This window comes from Oligella urethralis DSM 7531, from assembly GCF_000372065.1.
Lineage (GTDB): Bacteria > Pseudomonadota > Gammaproteobacteria > Burkholderiales > Burkholderiaceae_B > Oligella > Oligella urethralis.
In genome coordinates this window covers 36,847-57,888 of sequence record NZ_AQVB01000007.1, presented here as the reverse complement: position 1 = coordinate 57,888, position 21,042 = coordinate 36,847, and the positions used below count along the sequence as shown (strand labels likewise).

General features: G+C 48.7%; 19 protein-coding genes. 12 read left to right on the top strand and 7 right to left on the bottom strand.

Annotated elements, in window-relative coordinates; genetic code table 11:
• Positions 1-13: 13 nt before the first annotated feature.
• A complete protein-coding gene (yaaA, locus tag A3GA_RS0105720) occupies positions 14-799 on the top strand; it encodes a peroxide stress protein YaaA (RefSeq protein WP_018026437.1) in 786 nt (261 codons plus the stop codon).
• A 148-nt stretch (positions 800-947) separates the two neighbouring features.
• Here yaaA and A3GA_RS0105715 read toward each other — a convergent pair whose 3' ends face one another.
• The 5 genes from A3GA_RS0105715 to A3GA_RS0105695 all read right to left on the bottom strand — a co-directional run bounded on the left by A3GA_RS0105715 (position 948) and on the right by A3GA_RS0105695 (position 9,680).
• Complete coding sequence (locus tag A3GA_RS0105715) at positions 948-2,942, bottom strand: TRAP transporter permease (RefSeq protein ID WP_018026436.1); 1,995 nt, start codon at positions 2,940-2,942, stop codon at positions 948-950.
• Positions 2,905-3,414, bottom strand: coding sequence for a DUF1850 domain-containing protein (locus A3GA_RS11390; RefSeq protein WP_040614108.1), 510 nt, complete (start codon positions 3,412-3,414; stop codon positions 2,905-2,907). The genes A3GA_RS0105715 and A3GA_RS11390 overlap by 38 nt, the downstream gene beginning before the upstream one ends.
• Positions 3,415-3,463: 49 nt before the next feature.
• Positions 3,464-4,474: a TAXI family TRAP transporter solute-binding subunit gene (locus A3GA_RS0105705; RefSeq protein ID WP_018026434.1), complete on the bottom strand. Its 1,011-nt coding sequence runs from the start codon at positions 4,472-4,474 to the stop codon at positions 3,464-3,466.
• Positions 4,475-4,662: 188 nt separating this feature from the next.
• A complete protein-coding gene (locus tag A3GA_RS0105700; protein WP_018026433.1) occupies positions 4,663-6,240 on the bottom strand; it encodes an acetyl-CoA hydrolase/transferase family protein in 1,578 nt (525 codons plus the stop codon).
• Positions 6,241-6,431: 191 nt separating this feature from the next.
• The gene (locus tag A3GA_RS0105695; RefSeq protein ID WP_018026432.1) at positions 6,432-9,680 is read right to left on the bottom strand and encodes an Rne/Rng family ribonuclease; all 3,249 of its coding nucleotides are present in this window, start codon (positions 9,678-9,680) and stop codon (positions 6,432-6,434) included.
• Between the two features lie 836 nt (positions 9,681-10,516).
• On the opposite strand from A3GA_RS0105695, the gene A3GA_RS0105690 reads away from it, so the two are divergent.
• Genes A3GA_RS0105690 through A3GA_RS0105680 form a run of 3 tightly spaced genes read left to right on the top strand, consistent with a single transcriptional unit; the run spans position 10,517 to position 12,784 of the window.
• A complete protein-coding gene (locus A3GA_RS0105690) occupies positions 10,517-11,428 on the top strand; it encodes an RluA family pseudouridine synthase (protein ID WP_036559050.1) in 912 nt (303 codons plus the stop codon).
• 21 nt (positions 11,429-11,449) lie between these two features.
• Positions 11,450-12,115 carry an HAD family hydrolase gene (locus A3GA_RS0105685; RefSeq protein WP_018026430.1) on the top strand — a complete coding sequence of 222 codons (666 nt, stop codon included), beginning with the start codon at positions 11,450-11,452 and terminating at the stop codon, positions 12,113-12,115.
• Between the two features lie 6 nt (positions 12,116-12,121).
• Positions 12,122-12,784: a ferric reductase-like transmembrane domain-containing protein gene (locus A3GA_RS0105680; RefSeq protein ID WP_018026429.1), complete on the top strand. Its 663-nt coding sequence runs from the start codon at positions 12,122-12,124 to the stop codon at positions 12,782-12,784.
• A gap of 69 nt (positions 12,785-12,853) precedes the next feature.
• Here A3GA_RS0105680 and A3GA_RS0105675 read toward each other — a convergent pair whose 3' ends face one another.
• Together A3GA_RS0105675 and A3GA_RS0105670 are read right to left on the bottom strand one after the other, a co-directional pair.
• Complete coding sequence (locus A3GA_RS0105675) at positions 12,854-13,564, bottom strand: SAM-dependent methyltransferase (RefSeq protein ID WP_018026428.1); 711 nt, start codon at positions 13,562-13,564, stop codon at positions 12,854-12,856.
• Positions 13,565-13,569: 5 nt separating this feature from the next.
• The gene (locus A3GA_RS0105670) at positions 13,570-14,169 is read right to left on the bottom strand and encodes a Maf family nucleotide pyrophosphatase (protein ID WP_036558965.1); all 600 of its coding nucleotides are present in this window, start codon (positions 14,167-14,169) and stop codon (positions 13,570-13,572) included.
• A 70-nt stretch (positions 14,170-14,239) separates the two neighbouring features.
• Between A3GA_RS0105670 and A3GA_RS0105665 the strand changes: the two genes are divergently transcribed.
• The 8 genes from A3GA_RS0105665 (at position 14,240) to fabF (ending at position 21,033) form a co-directional block, all read left to right on the top strand.
• Positions 14,240-14,806 (top strand): YceD family protein, encoded by a 567-nt coding sequence (locus tag A3GA_RS0105665; RefSeq protein ID WP_018026426.1) that lies wholly within the window; start codon positions 14,240-14,242, stop codon positions 14,804-14,806.
• A 116-nt stretch (positions 14,807-14,922) separates the two neighbouring features.
• A complete protein-coding gene (rpmF, locus tag A3GA_RS0105660) occupies positions 14,923-15,105 on the top strand; it encodes a 50S ribosomal protein L32 (protein WP_018026425.1) in 183 nt (60 codons plus the stop codon).
• Between the two features lie 107 nt (positions 15,106-15,212).
• Positions 15,213-16,292, top strand: coding sequence for a phosphate acyltransferase PlsX (gene plsX / locus A3GA_RS0105655; RefSeq protein ID WP_018026424.1), 1,080 nt, complete (start codon positions 15,213-15,215; stop codon positions 16,290-16,292).
• Positions 16,293-16,330: 38 nt separating this feature from the next.
• Positions 16,331-17,311: a beta-ketoacyl-ACP synthase III gene (locus tag A3GA_RS0105650; RefSeq protein ID WP_018026423.1), complete on the top strand. Its 981-nt coding sequence runs from the start codon at positions 16,331-16,333 to the stop codon at positions 17,309-17,311.
• 47 nt (positions 17,312-17,358) lie between these two features.
• Entirely contained in the window at positions 17,359-18,312 is a 954-nt protein-coding gene (gene fabD, locus A3GA_RS0105645; RefSeq protein ID WP_018026422.1) for an ACP S-malonyltransferase, read from the top strand.
• A 49-nt stretch (positions 18,313-18,361) separates the two neighbouring features.
• Positions 18,362-19,105: a 3-oxoacyl-ACP reductase FabG gene (fabG, locus tag A3GA_RS0105640; RefSeq protein WP_018026421.1), complete on the top strand. Its 744-nt coding sequence runs from the start codon at positions 18,362-18,364 to the stop codon at positions 19,103-19,105.
• A gap of 326 nt (positions 19,106-19,431) precedes the next feature.
• On the top strand, positions 19,432-19,671 hold the full coding sequence (gene acpP, locus A3GA_RS0105635) for an acyl carrier protein (protein WP_018026420.1): 240 nt from the start codon (positions 19,432-19,434) through the stop codon (positions 19,669-19,671).
• A 132-nt stretch (positions 19,672-19,803) separates the two neighbouring features.
• Complete coding sequence (gene fabF / locus A3GA_RS0105630; RefSeq protein WP_026156825.1) at positions 19,804-21,033, top strand: beta-ketoacyl-ACP synthase II; 1,230 nt, start codon at positions 19,804-19,806, stop codon at positions 21,031-21,033.
• Positions 21,034-21,042: the final 9 nt, after the last annotated feature.

The window sequence follows — 21,042 nt, the reverse complement described above, 5'->3', positions numbered from 1 at the left end:
GGGAGTAGTGAGCATGTTATTTTTACTTTCACCCGCTAAAAAATTGGATTACGACAGTCCCTTGGCGGCGGATTATGAGTTTGAACAACCACTTTTTGTAGCGCAAGCGACGGAGTTAATTGAGGTCTTAAAAACAAAGTCGGAGCAGGAGATTGCCGACTTGATGAAGCTTAGCGACAGTCTTGCCTCACTTAACGTTGAGCGTTATCAAGCGTGGGAGCCGAGCTTTGATCAGTCAAATTCGCGCCAAGCCATTTTGGCCTTTAATGGCGATGTGTATGAGGGCTTAGAGGCGTCGACATTGAATCAAAAGCAATTGGCGTGGACTAATCAGCATGTGGTGATTCTGAGTGGTCTGTATGGGGTGTTACGACCTTTGGATTTAATGCGCCCTTATCGCTTGGAAATGGGTACGCGCTTAGCGACTGAGCGGGGTAAAAATCTTTATGAGTTCTGGAATGGGCAAATCGCCGACTATTTGAATCAACGCCTTGCCGAGCAGAAAAATCCGTTGATCATCAATTTAGCGTCTGAGGAATACTTTAAAGCGGTTAAAAAAGATGTCTTGACGTACCCGGTGGTGAAATGTGTTTTTAAAGAGGAACGTGACGGTGCTTATAAAATCATCAGTTTTAGTGCCAAGCGTGCGCGTGGTCTGATGTGTCGTTATGCGATTGAAAATGGTATTGATGATCTTGAGGGCTTAAAGCAGTTTAATTTAGAGGGTTATAGCTACGATGAGGCCTCATCTAGCGAGGATAGTCTGGTTTTTTTAAGACCCGATCAGCGTAAGAAGTAATTTAAAGCGTGTGGGATTAAAGCCGAGTCTGAGGGGATTCGGCTTTTTTTTGGTTGTTGATTAATCTCACTCATCAGCAACCTGTCAAAACATCACCACAGTGAGGAGTAGAGTGAGGCGTCATCCTCACCCTACTCGATAGCAGGCATTAGGCCGCTAGGGCGGCTTTATCCCGTCTAGCTTGTAAAATATTGAGCGCGCAGAACACCACCACAATGCTTAAGCCGATAATATCCGTCAAGGTCTCGGGAACAATCAGCATTAAACCACCGATCGCCATTGGCAAACGCTGCCAGCTTGGAAGGTGGGTTTTAAAGTAGCCCTCTAGTGCAGCAGATAATGCCATTACCCCAGCAAAAGCAGTCACTGCCACGGAGACAATATTAAACCAATGCGGGCGTGCAAATTCACGGGCCGTGACCGCAATATCGCGCGTGTCAATCATGAGCATGTCTGGGTTGTACACAAACATAAAGGGCACGATAAAACCGGCTAAGGCCAATTTCAATGATAAGAAACCAGTGCGCATTGGATCACCCCCAGCAATACCCGCCCCAGCAAAAGAGGCTAAGGCCACTGGCGGTGTGATATTGGCAAAAATACCGAAATAGAATACAAATAAATGCGCCACAATCACAGGTACATTAAAGGTCGCTAAGGCCGGTGCCACCATGGTTGCAGTAATAATATAGGCTGGAATAGAGGGTAAGCCCATACCTAAAATCATGGAAGCAAACATGGTCAGTACCAGGGTGAAAAAGAGTGAGCCCGCACCCATGGACACAATCAACGAAGTCATCACATTACCAAAGCTGGTGAGGCTGACGACACCGATCACAATGCCCACCACCGCACACGCTGCCATCACGGAGAGTGATTGCTTCGCGCCGTCTTCAAGGGCCTCTAAAATCGCCTTGAAGCCCATTCGGGTCTCGGGACGAATCCAGCTAATCACAACTGTAATGCCAATGGTATAAGCTGCCGCATAGCCGATAGGAATTGACTGAGCCAACATCACAATCAGCGCAACAATGGGTAGCAGCATATGACCGCGCGCCATAAGCACCTCTTTTAAGCGCGGTAAATCTGCTTTAGGTACACCGCGCAGATTGTCCTTACCGGCACGGAAATGCACTTGTGCCAACACGCCAAAGTAGTACAGGAGGGCCGGGATCAGAGCAGCTAAGGCAATGGTGCTGTACTTCACACCGGTGGTTTCAGCCATAATAAAGGCACTCGCCCCCATAATGGGTGGCAAAATTTGGCCACCGACAGAGGCGCTGGCTTCAACCGCACCAGCAAAATTGCGGCTATAACCAACTTTTTTCATTAAAGGAATGGTAAAGGCACCGGTACCCACCACGTTAGCCACTGCGGAGCCGTTAATACTTCCCATAAAGCCACTAGAAATCACCGCAACCTTGGCTGGACCACCTTGACGGCTACCCGCAAGCGCCAGGGCTAAATCATTAAATAGTTGCCCCATGCCAGAGCGTGATAAAAAGGCCCCAAATAAAATAAAGAGGAAAATAAAATCCACAGAAGCGCCGATGGCAGTGGAATAAAGACCCTCAGTTTTTAAATAAAGCTGCCCAAAAATATCCCCTAAATCATAGAGACGCGTTGCCAGACGATCTGGCACAAAATTCATATGACTATAAAAGGGGTAGCTTAAGAAGATAAGCGCAAAAATCGGTAAAATCCAGCCCGTAATTCGGCGTCCTGTTTCTAACACCACAACCACGGTCAATATGGCCATCACAATATCGGTGGTGTTAGGGATGCCGCCGCGCACGGTCATGATATTTTGATATTGCGAGATGATATAAAACATGCCCGCTAAGGCTGCTGCTACCCACAACCAGTCGTACCAGACCACCTTGCTACGACTACTTTTTTTGGCTGGAGGGTAGAGTAAAAAGATTAAGGCTGCACCCACCGCCACGTGCACTGAACGTAAAATCAGTGTGGGCACGGGGTTAAAGGTCATATAGAGGTGAAATAAAGAGTAAAAAACAGCAATCGCGGTAATAAGCCAGCGTATGCTTTGGCTACTCGGGGTGCGGGTGACCGATTCACGGTCAAATTTCTCCAGAATAGTTTGACTACTCGCGGTAGTCGTCTGAGAAGTATCCATAGTCATAACAGTTTTTTCCTAGCCAGAAAAAGGGGCGAAAGGTTTTTTTGGGTTCAATCGTAATTTCGGTGTAATCAGGCACTAAGCGGTAGATCTCCCAGCTGCCTTGAGGGCTGATGATACGACCCTGCATATATGCTGACACGATCCAATGCAAGGCCGGAAGTATCACCTGACTTCGTAATCCCACAAAGCCTTCGGGTGCTACAATCGTTTCACCGTCACTAGGGGTGCCAGCACCAAAGGTTTGCAGATAACTAGCATCCAGCAATAATTGACCGGAAGATAAGTAATAGTGTTCTTGCCAATCCTGCAGCTCGACCGAATGGCGCCACCGCAAACTAAACTCAGATTCGTTTAAATAGCAAGTTTGATCTTGAAAACTGATCTTTAAGCGCTCTTGCGGCCAGATGATAAAAGCCGTCAAGCCCAACATCATAAGTAGCAGTAGCGCTATTGGAAGATGGTGTTTAGACATAAGCAAAGCTCCCGGCGGGAACCGGGAGGCTTTGATTAGGCTTTATAACTTATTTAGCAACTTCGTCATAGTACTTCTTCGCACCGGGGTGTAAAGGAGCGACTAAGCCAGACTGCGCCCCTTCAAGCGTGATAGCGCCGGCTGCTTGGTGAGCAGACTTAAGGTGCTCTAAGTTTTCAAAGAAGGTTTTGGTTAACTTATAACCGTCGTCCTCACTGATATCCTTATGGATAACCAAGGCGTTTTGAATCGCTGCGGTCGGGATGTCGGCATCATTACCGTAGGTACCGGCTGGGATATTTAAGGATACGAAGTAAGGCTTATCCTTGGCGATGTCGGCAATACGATCGGCAGGAATTTCAACCATTTGCAGATCGAAGCTTTGCTGCAACTCCATCAAGGAGGCATTAGGTAGGCCGCTGGTCAGGAAGGCGGCATCAATACGGCCCGCTTTAAGCGCATCGGCTGCTTCGGCATAGCCTAAGTAGTCCACACGTAGGTCGTCATAGGTCATGCCAAAACCGTTAATAAGATTGCGTGCGTTAACCTCAACTCCAGAGTTTTGGTCACCTACCGCCACACGCTTACCGCGTAAATCCTCTAGCGTTTTAATGCCAGAGCGCTTGGAGGTGACCACTTGAACGTAGTTAGGATAGAGGGCGGCGATTTGCTGAACCTTATCGATCTTAGCAGGGAAGCTATTTTCACCGTTAATTGCATCAGTTAACACATCACTCATCACAAAGGCCATTTGTACTTTGTCTTGGTTGATGAGGTTGATATTTTCTACTGAAGCGCCGGTAGTTTGTGTCTTTGAGTTAACGCCGTAGGCCTTATTGTATTGCTCAGCCAAGGCTGTAGCGATGATGTTATAAGGGCCAGAAGCACCACCAGTAGCAATGGTCACAAAGCGAGTCTCTAACTTATCGCTAGCAGTGCTTGCAGGTGCTTCGGCAGCAGACTGTTGTGGCTCAGTCGTGGTTGATGAGTTCTTGGAATCATCAGAACAAGCAGCCAGTGTAAAAGCAGCAGCTACTAATAATACAGATTTCTTTAGCATAATAACTCTCTAAATTAGTAAAACAGCTCATCCCTGAAAAAGAGATGGCTATTAGTTGTTAGGGAAGGCGTTAGAGGCCAATCATGGAATCATAACTTATTTCATGACAAATGTTTATACATTTTGTAAAAAAACCGCCTAACACTGTGGTGCTAAGCGGTTTTGCAGATGCTGTTAAGCACAGTATCTTAGTTGGTCTCACTGTCTTTAGAAGCAGCCACCTGCTCAGCACTAGCGGCGGTGATTTTCATGCTGCCGGTTTTATTAAAGCGAGCGTGCCAGCTTAAGGCCTCACTTAAAATATGTGGGGTATGACCACTATTTTCCGCACAAGCACGCTCAAAGTAGGAGCGTAGCTCAGCACGATAGTCAGGGTGGGCGCAATGCTCAATAATGCGTTCGGCGCGTTGGCGTGGTGATAAACCACGTAAATCGGCTAAGCCCTGTTCGGTGACGAGGATTTGTGAGTCATGCTCCGTATGGTCAACGTGAGACACCATGGGCACAATACCGGAAATATCACCGCCTTTGGCAATGGACGGACGTACAAAGAAGCAGAGGAAGCCATTTCGTGCAAAGTCGCCGGAGCCACCAATGCCGTTGATGATATCACTACCCATCACGTGGGTGGAGTTGACGTTGCCGTAAATATCCGCTTCTACCATACCGTTAATCGCAATCACGCCGAGACGACGCACCACCTCTGGGTGATTACTGATTTCCTGGGTGCGTAAAACAATGCGCTCACGGTAGAAATCGATATTTTTATTAAGCTCTTCTAGACCCGCTGGGCTAAGGGATAGCGAGGTGGCTGAGACTTTAACTAACTTGCCTGATTTGATCATATTCAGCATGCCGTCTTGAATGACTTCGGTATAGGAGGTCAGATTATCAAAATCACCCTCATTTAAACCGGCCATCACGGCATTCGCAATATTACCCACGCCAGACTGAATCGGTAGTAAATTCGGCGGTAACACCCCCTTATTTACCTCATCTCTTAAGAAGTTCAGAATATGCTCGGCAATCTTCTTCGAAGCCGCATCCGGCTCAGTAAAGACGTTAACCCGATCGGTGCCGTGGGTTTCAACAATGGCAATGATTTTTTCGGCGGGGCAATGGTAGTAAGGTTGGCCGATGCGATCAGCGACCTCTACAATGGGTATCGGCTTACGATGCGGTGGGAGGGCAGTGCCGTAGTAAATATCATGCATGCCGTCAAGTTTTTCACTCAGTGCGTAGTTGACCTCGATAATGACCTGATCTGCTTGGTCGATCCATGTCTTGTTATTACCCACAGAACCGGCAGGAATTAAACTGCCGTCTTCACGAATACCTGCGACTTCAATCACAGCAATATTTAACTTGCCGTAAAAGCCGAACCACGCATGCTGCGCCACATGAGAAAGATGAATATCCATGTACTGCATTTTGCCGCTATTAATTTTCTTGCGGCACGTCGGGTCGGATTGATAGGGCAGTCGCATCTCAATGCCGTCTACCTCAGCCAAGGCACCATCTAATTCGGGTGCGGTGGAGGCGCCTGTCCAAACGCCGATTTTAAAGGGCCTGTTTTGAGCGTGCTCTTCACGAATGCGTGCCGCTAGGGCAACTGGAATCTCCTTGGGATAGCCGGAACCAGTAAAACCACTCATTCCTACATTAACCCCTGAAGGAATCTTTTTGACAGCCTCCTCCGCTGACATAACTAAACTGTGATAGCCCTTATTCTTAATTCGTGATAGAGACTCAAACTTCTGACTCATTTCTTAACCCTTAATTTGATGGCACATGTCCGAATATTAACAACTGAAAGTCGATGATTTTTCATAAGGATAACGATAAATTATCGACGCCTAAAGAATATAACACAGTTAAATTGAGAATTTTCTAATAAAAAAAGAACCGATACTAAAACTAGCTATCGGTTCTTTAATTTTAGGTGTTGTTGTGAGGATTACTCGTTGGCATCACCCGGTGTCGGCTCAGTGGTACTCGCTGCTGTGTTAGTTTCAATTTGAACTAACTCGCTTGTGGCAATTACTTTGGCCGCTTTGCGTGGTCGTCCCAATTTGACGGGTGCAGCTTCGGGGATAGGCGTCACCGCATCGGCGTTGGTTTCAATCATGTGTAAACCAGCAGCAGCAATCACTTGCGCTAAGCTCTCGCTTGCATGCTCTGCGTTGTTGGCGACGGGCGCAGCCTCAGCCTCCTCGGTGCCGTTGTCGGCTGGAGCGCTTGCGGTGATGGGCGTGTCGTCCTCGGTGGCAGCTGCGGCTTCGGACGCAGGCTCGACTTCGGACTCGGGCGTCGCTGCGGCCGTTGCTTCACTTGCTGCTTGTTCTGCTTCCGCGGCAGGCGTTGAGGGCTGGTTATCGACTGGCTGCGAAGTCTTAACCTCATCTTCCACTGCTAGTGACTCGGTGGGCGTGGCGCTTTCTGGCATCGCAGGCGCTGCGGAATCCATCACTGGCTCGCTCGTCACACTGAGCGGTGTTTCTGCTTCAGTTGCAGGGGTCTGCTCAGTGTCGGCAGCTCGTTTAGTGAGCTCCTCAACATCAATTTCACCCTTGGCAATTTGTTCAGATACCTCTTCATAGTCCTGACTCGGTGCATTTAACATCACCTCATTCGGCACGAAGGGTAAGGCTGCTGCTGCCGCGTTATGCTCTTTTTGAGAGCGACGATTACGCTGATTACTGCGGTTTTGACGGCGACGTGTATCAGCTTGCGTGGCGTCGTCTTGCGTTGCCGCATCTGCTTCGGCTGTGTGGGATGGCGCTTCATTTACTTGAGGCGCTTGCTCTGGCGTCGTCACGGCTGCCTTAGCCTGTTCATCAACTACGGCTTCTGTCGTTGGCTGCTTTTGACGCGTGCGCTTTTGCTCGTCACGAGCTGGTGCACGGAGAAAGCGTGGCTCCTCCTCATCACGGCGTTGCTCGGCTGGCTGCTGTAATTCATGCTGCGCATTCGCTTCCGCTTGGATAGCTGGCTCAGGCGCTTGTTGTGTTCGCTGTTCAGCCGCTTTACGCTGCTCGCGTTGCTCGTTTTTGCTTGCTTGAGCTTGCGTCTCTTCAGCAACTTGTTGCTGCTGATTCTGATTTAATTGCGCTTGATTGTCATTGTCTTGACGCGGTTGGCGACGCGAGCGACGATTGTTGCGATTTGCGTCTTGCTCCTGACGACGTTTATCATTTGACTGACTCTGTTCTTGTGCTTGCTGATTGGCTTGCTTTGGCGCTGCCTCTGCTTGAGCTGCCTTTTTAGGGCGTGCTTGACGGCGTGGCTTTTGTGGTGTGCCAGCTTCAGTTTCTTGCGCGGCACCACGTTTAGCGGTACGGCGTTGATTGCGTTGACGCGGTTGACGTTGCGCCGAGTCGCCACCTTGGCGTGCAGGGTTTTTCTTAGCAGCAGCGGCTTTTTTAGCTGGTGTCGCCTTTTTTGTCGTTTCCGTTGCTTGTTCCTCAGTATCTTGAGGGCGCATAAAGAAAGACATAATGCGCTGCAAGAAACTCTTAGGCACGACCCGCTCAGCTACCTCAGCCGCTTTGGCGGTGGCGGCTGCAACCGTTTTTTCTACTTTAGGTGGGATAGGCTCATCATGGGCAATGCCTTTCACAATAGCGCTGGGGCGTTTTTCCTGCTCCTCAAGACGGGCAGTTTGCTCGCGCCACTGTACGACCGATTCAGGGACCGGCATCAATTCCACACTGCTTTTATGATCATCTAAGCGATTATCGTCGTAACGTAAACGCTCAATATGGTGGTGCGGGGTTTCTAGGGCTTTGTTAGGAATCAGTACAATACGAACATTGAGACGATTCTCAATTTTCACAATATCAGCGCGTTTTTCATTTAATAGGAAGGTCGCTACATCTACCGGCACCTGTGCATGGAGGGCGGCGGTATTTTCCTTCATCGCCTCTTCTTGGATCAGGCGCAGGATATTTAAGGCGCTGGACTCCACATCACGAATCACACCAGTACCATTACAGCGTGGGCAGGTAATATGTGAACCCTCGTTGAGCGATGGACGTAAGCGCTGACGTGATAGCTCCATCAGGCCAAAGCGGGAAATCTTGCCCATTTGGACGCGAGCACGGTCAAAATGTAAGGCTTCGCGCAGTTTTTGTTCAACCTGGCGCTGGTTTTTATTATCGTCCATATCAATAAAGTCGATAACAATTAAACCGCCCAAGTCACGTAGACGTAATTGACGCGCTACCTCCTCGGCCGCTTCAAGGTTAGTTCGTAAAGCGGTTTCTTCAATATCTACGCCACGGGTTGAGCGTGCGGAGTTAACATCAATGGCGACTAAAGCCTCGGTGTGGTCCACCACAATGGAACCGCCAGAAGGTAGTGAGACATTGCGCGCATAGGCGGTTTCAATCTGATGCTCAATCTGGAAGCGTGAGAATAGCGGCACCGCATCACGATAGCGCTTAACTCGATTGACATTTTCCGGCATCACATCCTGCATAAAGGCCATGGCCTGTGAGGTAATCTCATCCGTGTCGATAAGAATTTCAGCAATGCTCGGTGAGAAATAGTCGCGAATCGCGCGAATTACGAGACTGGATTCCTGATAAATCAGTACTGGGGCAGGGTGCTGTTTGGCTGCGTTATCAATGGCATTCCAGAGCTTTAACAGATACTGTAAATCCCAGTCCAATTCCTCGGTAGAGCGTCCGATACCGGCCGTGCGGGCGATGATGCTCATGCCCTGTGGTAGCGCTAATTTATCCATCGCCTCTTTGAGCTCTTGGCGATCCTCTCCCTCAATGCGACGTGAAATACCGCCGCCGCGAGGGTTATTAGGCATCAATACTAGGTAGCGACCGGCTAAGGAGATAAAGGTAGTGAGGGCAGCGCCTTTGTTACCGCGCTCCTCCTTTTCGACCTGTACAATTAGCTCCTGCCCCTCGTGTAGGGCATCTTGAATGCGAGCAGTGCGTAGATCCACGCCCTCTTTAAAGTAGCTGCGCGCAACCTCTTTGAATGGCAAAAAACCATGGCGCTCGTGACCATAGTTAATAAAACAAGCCTCTAAACTCGGCTCAATACGGGTAATCACACCCTTGTAGATATTGCCCTTGCGCTGTTCGCGACCGGCGCTTTCAATATCGATGTCGATAAGCTTTTGCCCATCAACAATTGCAACGCGTAATTCTTCTTGGTGCGTTGCATTAAATAACATGCGTTTCATGTATCAAACTCTCCGAAAAAATGCCACAGCAATATATGCTGAACTCCCCGGAAAGAGTTGTTACGGGCTTGGTGACGCTGCGAAATGACGACAGCTAGTTTTTTGTGTGTTGTTTTTATTGAGTAGACATCACTAAGCGTAAATCAGCACACCCCAACGCTCGGTGCACACACAGGCTGTATGGGTACCGAGTAGGGGGGCGTTTATCCGTACTTGTGGGAGGTATTCGATAGGCTCCCAGCAAGTGACATGGGCTATTCACAATCAACTGAACAAACAAAAAAATAGTTAAAAAAACAAAAAACATGAAACTGATGTATTTATCAATCAGTTTACTTATACCCTATAGAGCTAGACTGGTGGCCTAGTCTATAAGTAAAAAATCCTGTACTTTCACTTAACAATCAACCATCTCATCTGCATGACAAGTGCACTGTGGGCAGGAGGTTAAATACTGCCGCATCAATAACAGTCACTGTCAACGACAAATGAACACCGATAACAACTCAAAAGAAAACGGGCCTCAGCCTAAATGCACTGACTCAGTGGGCAAGATGCGCAGGCACTGGCTGCCATAGGTGTGAGCAGCAGCCTGAGCAAAGCTCAAAAACCCTGACAACGCTGTATAAATCAAAACTCAGTAAAAATCCATGAGTTACAATAGCGTGTTAAGGTAGAGTGTAGGCTTTACAGTCTTGAGAATATCGCAAGCGGATAGGCAATAGGCCCTTCGACGATTGCGCCACTTTCTTTTACTGCGGGTATTAGGAATTATAGTTAGTCTTTACAATATGTGCAAACAAAGTTCATCAGATGCGCCCAGATTATCTGTACAAATGTTAGAAATCGATGCTGCCAGTGCGGGGCAGCGTTTGGATAACTTTTTAATCCGTGAGTGCAAGGGGGTGCCTAAAAGTCATCTTTATCGGGCGGTGCGTTCGGGGCAGGTGCGGGTCAATCGGGGCCGTGTCAGTGTGGATTACCGTTTGCAGCAGGGTGATACGGTGCGTATTCCGCCCATGCGCATGGCGGCCCCAGATGCTAAGCCCACGGCGCCACAGGCGGAATTTCCGGTGGTGTTTGAGGATGATGCGATTTTGGTGATTAATAAGCCTGCGGGTGTGGCGGTGCACGGCGGCAGTGGCGTCTCCTTCGGGGTGATTGAGCAATTGCGTGCGGCGCGGCCGCAGCAGCGCTTTCTCGAGTTGGCGCATCGCTTGGATAGAGAAACCTCGGGACTCTTAATTATTGCTAAAAAGCGCTCAGCCTTGGTGGCGCTGCATGATATTTTTAAGCAAGCTCGTACCCAACGGCATTATCGTGCCTTGGTGGTGGGAGAGTTGCAGCAAAAGGTGCAGCATATTAAAAAGCCTTTGCTGAGGTATTTGACGGCCGAGGGTGAGCGTCGGGTGCGGGTCGATCCCCAAGGGCGTTATGCGCATACCATTGTCACTGTGTTGCAACGTTACCCGGACTATACTTTGATTGATGCAGAAATTCTGACAGGTCGAACCCATCAGATTCGGGTGCACTTAAAGTCCATCGGTCACACCATCGTGGGTGATGAGAAGTATGGGGATGATGAATTGCGTAAAAAGCTAGTGCAACAAGGCTTTAAGCGTATGTTTTTGCACGCCTCTAAGCTGCGTTTTCCGCACCCCATTAGCGCCGAGTGGATGACGGTCGAGGCTGAGTTGCCGCCAGCCTGTGAGCAGCTGTTAAAGCGTATTGCGGCGCATGAATTTTAATTAATTGAGAATGTATTAAGCATGAAGTATTCAACCGTAATTTTTGATTGGGATGGCACCGTCGTTGATTCAACCTATGTGATTGTGGATGCCATTAAAAAGGCCAGTCGTGAACTGGGTTTAGAGGAGCCGACCACGCAAAAAGCCAGTTGGGTCATCGGTTTGTCGCTGCCCAAGGCCTTGTTGGAAGTGGTGCCGGGCTTAGATGAGACACGCTTGCAGGCCTTTATCGATGCCTATAGAAAGTACTATTTCAGCGCCGATCCCGATTTAAAGTTATTTGATGGGGTGTTACCGATGATTCAGCGCTTGCGTGAGCAGGGTCTGATGACAGCAGTTGCTACTGGTAAAAGTCGCTTTGGTCTTGATCGTGCCTTAGCCAATCACGGTATTGCGAATTTATTCGATGTCACTAAAACGGCCGATCAAACGCAAAGTAAGCCTAGCCCCGTGATGTTGCAAGAGATTTTTGATGAATTGATGGTGCAACCCGATGAATGCGTTATGATAGGGGATACCTCACATGATATTTTGATGGCGCGCAATGCCGGCTGTGATAGTATTGCCGTGACCTATGGTGCTCATACCCTACGTGAAATCAGTCAGGCTGAGCCTAGCTATATTGTGAATCATGTCGGTGAGTTGGAGCATCTGCTATCGCGTCACACTAAAAAACGCTCAGAGTAATTTATTATGCCTACTAACAAGCAATGGCCGGAAAGTTTGATCCGCAATTTCCTCATCCATATTTATATCGCCTGTGCGGTGCCGGGTCTGGTCGCACTTTGGATGAGCTATGCCTTCAGGGACGAAGGGCATATTGCCAGTGCTGAGGTGTTGGTGCATTATTTAGCCGCTGCCTGTTTGTTGATGTTGGCGGCTACCCTGCTAATTACACCTTTATCGCGCGTTTTGGCGCAGCCTAATTTAGCCATGATTAGGCGACCTCTTGGTTTAGCTGCCTTTGCCTATGCATTTTTGCATTGGCTAGGCTTTTTTTACTTGCATGAGTTTAATGGCACTGCGATTTGGGTGGCTTTTAGCCTCAATCCAGCGCTGTGGGCGGCGTTAGTTGCCTCGCTGTTAATGGTGCCGATGGTGTTGACTGCTAATCATCAAGCTATGCATGATTTGGGGATTTGGTGGCGCCGTATTCATTCGGCCATTTATGTGGTGGCGCTCTTGTGGATTTACTATATGGCCACGAGCTTTAGCTTAACCAATGGTGATCGTCTACTCTTTAGCTTAGTCTCCGTGCTATTAATTTGGCGTGTTTATCATGGCTTTACGACACGCCGTCGCGTGGCTAAGAAGCTCGATAGTATTAACACGCGTGAGCGGGACGAGGATAGGTAGCGCAACAAACCAGTAGCCACTTAGCGCCGGCGGTGGTGTAAGATTTCCCTCCGCAGGCGCTTAAGCAGCTTAAGCTAAAAACAAAAATAGGGTGGCTTGCTTATCAAGGGAGGGGGCGGGTTGCTTTTTCCATTCGGCAACACTGGCGGTTTTAATCCATTCGTTTTTCCCTGTAATATCTCTGGCCACGCAAAGACGGGTATTAGCATTGAGGTGTTGCAGCAAGCTAGCAAACATGGCCTCATTGCGATAGGGTGTTTCAATAAATAATTGCGTCTGATTGAGGCGGCGGGATTGCTGCTCCCATTGCTTTAATTGCTTGGCGCGCTCATCACTTTTGACCGGCGCATAGCCGTTAAAAGCAAATTGTTGACCATTCAGACCGCTTGCCATTAAGCCCAAAAGGATCGAGCTGGGGCCTACCCAAGGTACAACCTTAATACCTAAGGTATGCGCCTCAGCGACTACATTGGCGCCTGGATCAGCGACAGCAGGGCAGCCTGCTTCTGAGACTAGACCAATTTCCCCACCCTCGGGAATGGCTTTAAGCCAAGCACGAATGTCTTGGTTGGGTGTTTTGTTGCTGAGGCTATGAATGGTGATGTCTTGTAATACATGCTGTGTTTCAATTAGCTTTAAAAAGGCGCGTGCAGTTTTGGCATTTTCTGCAATATAGCTATCTAGCTTAGCCGCTAAAGCCCGCACCTCAGCAGGCAGCCATTGGGCGGGCGAGCTCTCGCTAAGGCCGACGGGAATCAAGTGTAAGGTTTTTTGCGTCATGAGTACTATCTTTGTGCCAATAAAGTAGGGTTAAAACCAAAGTGACGTAGCATGCGCGATAGCGCAATTAATGGTAGCCCGATGATGGCGGTGGGATCATCGCTACGCATGGACTGCATGAGGCTGATACCCAAGGACTCAGCCTTGGCGCTACCTGCGGTATCAAAGGGTTCGTCATAGCACAGGTAATGATGGATCTCTGCCTCGCTCAACTCGCGAAAATGACAGGCGGTCAGCACATCCTCAACTAACAGCGCCTCTCCATCCGTCACGGCGAGGGCGCTGTGAAACTGCACCACCTGACCGGAGAGCTGCTGCAATTGGGCAAAGGCGGCCTCATAGCTACCAGCCTTGCCGATAGGCTCACGCCCTAGGGTAGCCACTTGATCGGAGCCAATCACTAGGCTGCCGGGGTGCTTATCGGCGACGGCTTTGGCTTTGGCGGCAGCCAGTCTAAGACTAAGTTCAGCAGGATTTTCGCCGTCGCGTGGTGTTTCATCAATATGTGATGCTTCAACCCTAAACGGGATGCCTAGACGTTCAAGCATCATGCGTCGATATGGCGAAGTTGAAGCAAGAATAAGACAATTCGGAGCGGAAGTCATTATTTTAATTGACCTATATGGGTAAAAGAGGTTATTATTCTATGTTTTTACGTGGTTGCGAGTAAAGGCCATGCGCAAAATAGATGTATATACTTTTATTGCTCAGCAGCGCCCTATCGCAAAGCCGCTGATTGGTGAGGCTGACATTAGTCATTTTAGACGTTTTTGCTCAGATTTACCAACCCAAAAGCTAGCAACAGAAAGCTTGGATGAGTCCTTAGTGCGTAACCAAGTCTACTGGCAGGTGGAGGGCGAGCAGTTATCGACTGAGGTATATCCTCAGGGTCGCTATCTGTTGCATTTTTTGATTGAAGCCGAACCGGTTGTGATCTGTCAGCGTTGTATGAAGCCTTTTCGCTTTGCTTTAACGGTTGAAGCGACGGTTGAAGTCGTTCCTTCGGAGCAGCAACTTGAGGCGGTTAGTGAGTCGGGTGAAGTTGTACTAGACGATTATGAAAAGGTCGTGGCCAATCCCTATCTTGATATACTTGAGCTAGTTGAGGATGAGTTAATTTTAGCTTTACCCTTTATGCCAAGTCATGAGAGTTGTGCAGAGGGGCAGGCTTTACTAGACGAGTACGCAACACCAGCAGAGGAATCGCCTTTTGCGGTTCTGAAGAACTTAAAAAATAGCTAGTGTTTAGGATCTGGGATCGTTGTCCGCTAGAGCGTACTGTTAAGCTTTATTATTTGTTTTAATTTTTTATATTGTTCTGAGTGTAGAGCAAGTAATTATTTGTATTTGGAGTCATCATGGCTGTTCAACAAAACAAAAAATCACCATCAAGACGTGGTATGCGTCGTTCTCACGACGGTTTAACTAAGCCGGGCGTAGCGATTGAAGCAACAACGGGTGAGTTACATTTACGTCACCATATCAGCCCTAACGGTTTTTACCGTGGTCGTCAGGTGATCAAATCTAAAAGCGACGAGTAATTAATAGTTCACCCGTGCTTATGGAGGCATGTACGGCGCTTATGTTTACTGTGCCTATAATCTCATAGCGCAAGGGCGACTTTTAAAATTAATTAATTCATATTGTCGTGATCAAAATTGCTATTGATTGTATGGGTGGCGATGAGGGCCTTGCGGTTACCATTCCTGGTACAGTGCAGGTAGCCAATCGCTATCCAGATACGCATTTTTTATTAGTAGGTTTGGTCGATCAGATTGAGGCTGCATTGGAGCGGGCAAAGCCTGCTAATCGGTCTCAATTTGAGATAGTTTCTGCAGCTGAGGTTGTCACTATGGACGATCCAGTTGAGGTGGCTTTGCGCCGCAAAAAGGATTCTTCCATGCGTGTCGCCATCACCTGTGTTAAGGATGGTCGTGCCGATGCGTGTGTCTCTTCAGGCAACACAGGTGCCTTGATGGCGCTGTCGCGCTTTATTCTTAAAATGCTTCCCGGGATTGATCGTCCAGCCATTGCTACGGCCTTGCCGAATGTCAAGGGCGGCGGCACCACGGTGCTTGATTTGGGCGCCAATGTCGATTGTAGTGCTGAGCATTTACTTGAGTTTGGCATCATGGGCTCTGCCTTGGTGCAAGCCATTGATCATATTGACGCGCCCACGGTGGGTATCCTCAATATTGGTCAAGAGGATATTAAGGGTAACGATCAGGTTAAGCAAGCCGCTCAGCTGCTAAAAAGCAGTCATTTGAATTTCTACGGTAATGTCGAGGGTGATGATATCTTCAAGGGCACGACCGATGTGATTGTGTGCGATGGCTTTGTGGGTAACTCAGTGCTTAAAGCGATTGAGGGCACGGCCAAGATGATCTTAGGGCAGATTAAATTAGAGTTTAAGCGCAATCCCTTTAGTCGCTTTGCAGCGCTATTGTCAATGCCGGTCTTTAAAAGATTGCGTCAACGGCTAGATAATCGTCGTTATAATGGCGCCGCTCTGCTCGGTTTGCGGGGTGTAGTTTTTAAAAGCCACGGTTCTGCTGATGAACTGGCTTTTGCTTGTGCCGTGGAACGTGCCCGAGGGGCGGTGGCGAGTAATCTCTTAAGTAAAATTATCCATAGCGTAGAGCGAAGTAATGCTATAAAATCACAGAATGAGCAAGCGCATGCTTCAGCTGTGGTAGCAGATGTCGAGTCTAGCCCGTCGCAGCCTTAGTTTTTTCTGAGTTGTTCCGCCATATAGAGGAGTCCATAGTGCATCAATACGCCAAAATTATTGGTCACGGTAGTGCCTTACCGAAGTCAGCCATTAGCAATGACGAGCTTGCTAAGCAATTAGCAGCGCAGGGTGTGGAGACTTCGGATGAGTGGATTCAGTCTCGTACCGGTATTCGTCAGCGGCATATCGCCGATGCCTCAGTGCAGACCAGTGACTTGGCGCTTGAAGCAGCCAAAAATGCCCTCACATCAGCAGCGCTAGACGCAAATGACATTGATTTAATTATTCTCGCCACCACCACCCCGGATATGATTTTTCCGAGTACCGCATGTATCGTACAGGCTAAGCTCGGCATCACTAATCACGCCATGGCATTTGATGTGCAGGCGGTATGCAGTGGTTTTGTCTATGCGGTGACGATGGCGGATAGTATGATTCGCAGTGGCAATGCCAAGCGAGCCTTAGTCATTGGTGCGGAGACATTTACCCGCCTGTTAGACTGGCAGGATCGTGGTACCTGCGTACTCTTTGGTGATGGTGCGGGCGCGATTATTTTAGAGGCGTCTGAGGAGCCGGGTATTTTGGCGACGCAGTTAAATGCGGATGGGGCCTTTGAGTCTATCTTGCATGTACCGGGCCGTATTTCACGTGGTGCGGTGGTGGGTGATCCTTTTATGCGTATGGACGGTCAGGCGGTCTTTAAAAAGGCCGTGAGTTTGTTGGAGCGTTCAGCACTGGATGTGTGCGATAAGGCCGGCATCAGTCACGAGGAGATTGAGTGGTTTGTGCCGCATCAGGCAAATCTTCGCATTATTAATGCCTTGGGGCGCAAGCTCAGCCTACCAGCCGAGCGGGTGGTGGTGACGGTGGATAAGCACGCCAATACATCGGCCGCTAGCGTGCCTTTAGCCTTTGATGAGGCTTGTCGTGACGGTCGCATCCAGCCCGGTCAGTTGGTTTTATTGCAGGGCGTAGGTGGCGGCTTTACATGGGGTTCTGTGTTGTTGAGAGCCTAGTATCCCTCAGTGTATTCGATTTCAGTGATTAATTAGGGTGGTGTTATATGACTAAATTAGCATTTGTATTTCCGGGTCAAGGTTCACAGAGTGTCGGCATGCTCGACAGTTGGGCTTCAAATGATGCCGTTAAAGCGGTGATGGATGAAGCGAGTCAAGCCTTAGCCCAGGATTTACATCGCTTAGCGGCCGAGGGGCCGGCTGAGGCCTTAAATTTAACCACCAATACGCAGCCGATTATGTTGGTCGCCAGCTACGCCATGTATCAGGCCTATTTATCCGCTGGTGGTGCAGCACCTGAGGTGGTTGCAGGCCATAGTTTAGGTGAGTACACGGCATTGACGGCGGCGGGTAGTTTATCGCTTAGTGATGCTGTGCGCTTAGTGCGTATTCGCGCCGATGCCATGCAATCTGCAGTACCCGTGGGTGAGGGCGGCATGGCGGCCATTTTAGGCTTGGATGATGATGCCGTGCGACAGGTCTGTGAGCAGGCTAGCACGGCTGATAGCTTTGTCGAAGCGGTCAATTTCAATGCTCCGGCACAGGTAGTGGTTGCTGGTCACAAGGATGCTATTGATCGTGTTTGCGTGCTGGCCAAGGAAGCGGGCGCAAAGCGTGCGCTACCGTTGCCAGTTTCTGCGCCCTTCCATTCACGTTTATTAGAGCCAGCGGCGCAGGTGTTGGCGGATGCCTTAGCAGCAATTGAATTGCAGCGCCCAGCCATGCCCGTGATTAATAATGTCGATGTAGCCACGGCCGATATGCCTGAGGATATTGTGGATGCCTTAGTGCGTCAAGCCTGGCACCCAGTGCGTTGGGTTGAGACCATTCAGGCGATGAAGGCGATGGGCGTAACGCATGTGGTCGAATGTGGTCCAGGCAAGGTCTTAAGCGGTTTGATTAAGCGTATCGAACCTGAGTTACAGGTCTTAAGTATTAACGATCCTGCTTCTTTAGAAGCGACTTTGGCGGCTTTAAAGGGTCAGGCAAATCACGCCTAATCGCCTCTTATCATTGCTTTTATAAGCGCTTTTTTTAGGGTAAAAACAGATGTCGGAAAAAGTTTTAAAGGATAAAATTGCTCTCGTTACTGGTGCCTCTAGAGGAATTGGTAAGGCGATTGCCAAGGCATTAGCTGAGCAAGGTGCCGTGGTGGTGGGTACAGCCACTAGCGAACAAGGCGCTGAGGGCATCACCAAGGAATTAGAGGCGTTCGGCGGGCGCGGTGTGGTGTTAAATGTCACCGATGATGCGGCGTGTGATGCGCTCTTGGCAGAGCTGGCCAAAGAGGGTGGTCCGCATATTCTGGTAAATAACGCGGGTATCACGCGCGATGGTCTTGCAATGCGCATGAAGGACGAGGATTGGTTGGAAGTGATTCAGACCAATCTTAACGCTGTCTTCCGTTTAAGTCGTGGTGTGATGCGTGCGATGATGAAGGCGCGTGAGGGTCGGATTATTAATTTGACTTCAGTAATTGCCTCTGTAGGTAATCCCGGTCAAGCTAACTACACCGCCGCTAAAGCAGCGGTTGCCGGTATGAGCCGTAGCTTAGCTAGTGAATTGGGTAGTCGTAATATCACCGTTAACTGCGTGGCGCCCGGCTTTATTGATACCGATATGACACGTTCATTAGGCGAGGAAGCGACTGAGGCACTATTATCACGTATTCCTTTATCGCGTTTTGGTCAGCCTGAGGACGTGGCTAATGCGGTGGTGTTTTTAGCTAGCCCGCAAGCTGCTTATATTACGGGCACCACCTTACATGTGAATGGCGGTATGTTTATGCAGTAATCACTGCATGGCAGTAGCAGTTTTTAGTCAGGGTCTGCTTATTTGCACTCAATTGAGTAGCTAAATTAGGTGGATCTGTCGTAAAAAGAGTCGCAATACAGGAAAATTATTGTCTTAAGCGACTTATTTAATGAACATTGCAGTGTTTTTGTCTAAAATGCAGTTTTAAACACAGCGCATTGCAATTTTTGGGTGTTTTATCTACTTGAACTAGGCCTGCTTTTTGCTTAGACTTGAGTAGTTCAAAACGATTAATCACACGATGGGTCATATTTTTGACCATTAGTTTTTAATTATTAAGGGCATGTCCCTTTTTGGAGATATACATGGATAGCATCGAACAACGCGTCAAGAGCATTATTGCTGAACAATTAGCAATTAAGGACGAGTCTGAGGTAAAAAATGAGTCTTCTTTCCTAGACGACTTAGGCGCTGACTCGCTTGATATGGTTGAGTTAGTGATGTGCTTAGAAGACGAGTTCGAAACCGAAATCCCTGACGAAGAAGCAGAGAAAATCACGACCGTTCAACAAGCAATTGATTTCATCACTGCTAACAAGAAGTAATCGCTTGGGTGATTTTCGTATTACCGCCTAGACCGTCTTTTGTGCGCAGTCACGCTGGCACAACTAGCAGGCTTAGGCGGTTTTTTTGTCATTTTTTAGAACAAAAACTAACAACTCATTAAGGAGTGTTCTGTGAGAAGACGAGTCGTCATAACAGGCTTGGGCATTGTGTCACCTGTTGGAAATACCATTGATTCCGCATGGGATAATTTGGTCAATGGCCGCTCAGGTATTGGCCCGATTACCCGTTTTGATGCGAGTGAATTCAACTCTCAGATTGCAGGTGAGGTCAAGGACTTTGACGTCACTAAGTACATTGGCGCTAGAGAAGCCAAGCAGATGGATACCTTTATCCATTACGGTATTGCTGCCAGCCTGGATGCGTGGCAGGACTCTGGTTTAGATATTAATCAGATTAACCCTGAGCGTGCTGGCGTGATCGTGAGCTCCGGTATTGGTGGTTTACCTCGGATTGAGGAAACACAAACGGCCTACCTTGATAAGGGGCCGCGCCGTATTAATCCTTTCTTTGTGCCAGCCTCATTGATTAACTTAATTTCAGGCCACCTGACCATTATGCTAGGTCTAAAGGGGCCGAGCTATGCGGTGGTATCTGCGTGTACTACTGGCCTTCATTCGATTGGTGATGCTGGTCGTTTGATCGAGTATGGTGATGCCGATATTATGATTGCTGGCGGCGCTGAATCTACGGTATCTCCTTTAGGTATCGGTGGTTTTGCGGCGATGCGTGCACTGTCTACGCGCAATGATGATCCGACGGCCGCTTCGCGCCCTTGGGACGTTGACCGTGACGGTTTCGTCTTGGGTGAGGGTGCTGGCGTGATGGTACTCGAAGAGTATGAGCATGCCAAAAAGCGTGGTGCCAAGATTTACGGTGAGTTAGTCGGTTACGGTATGAGTTCCGATGCGCATCATATCACTGCACCAAATGAAGACGGTCCTCGCCGTGGTATGGTCAATGCCTTGAGAAATGCCGGCATTAATGCTGATCAGATTAACTATGTGAATGCGCATGGTACCTCCACACCACTGGGTGATGTTAATGAGACCAAAGCCTTAAAGCTGGCTTTAGGTGAGCATGCGCACAAGGTTGTGGTTAACTCCACCAAATCAATGACAGGGCACTTATTAGGTGCGGCTGGTGGTATTGAGGGCGTGTTTGCGACCCTAGCGGTTTATCATCAGAAATCGCCACCAACCATCAATCTTATCAACCAAGATCCTGAGTGTGATCTAGACTATTGTGCCAATGAAGCGCGTGACGTAGCGATTGAGTATGCGCTATCTAACTCCTTTGGCTTTGGTGGCACTAACGGCTCAATGGTTGTTAAGAAAGTCTAGTGTTATTGC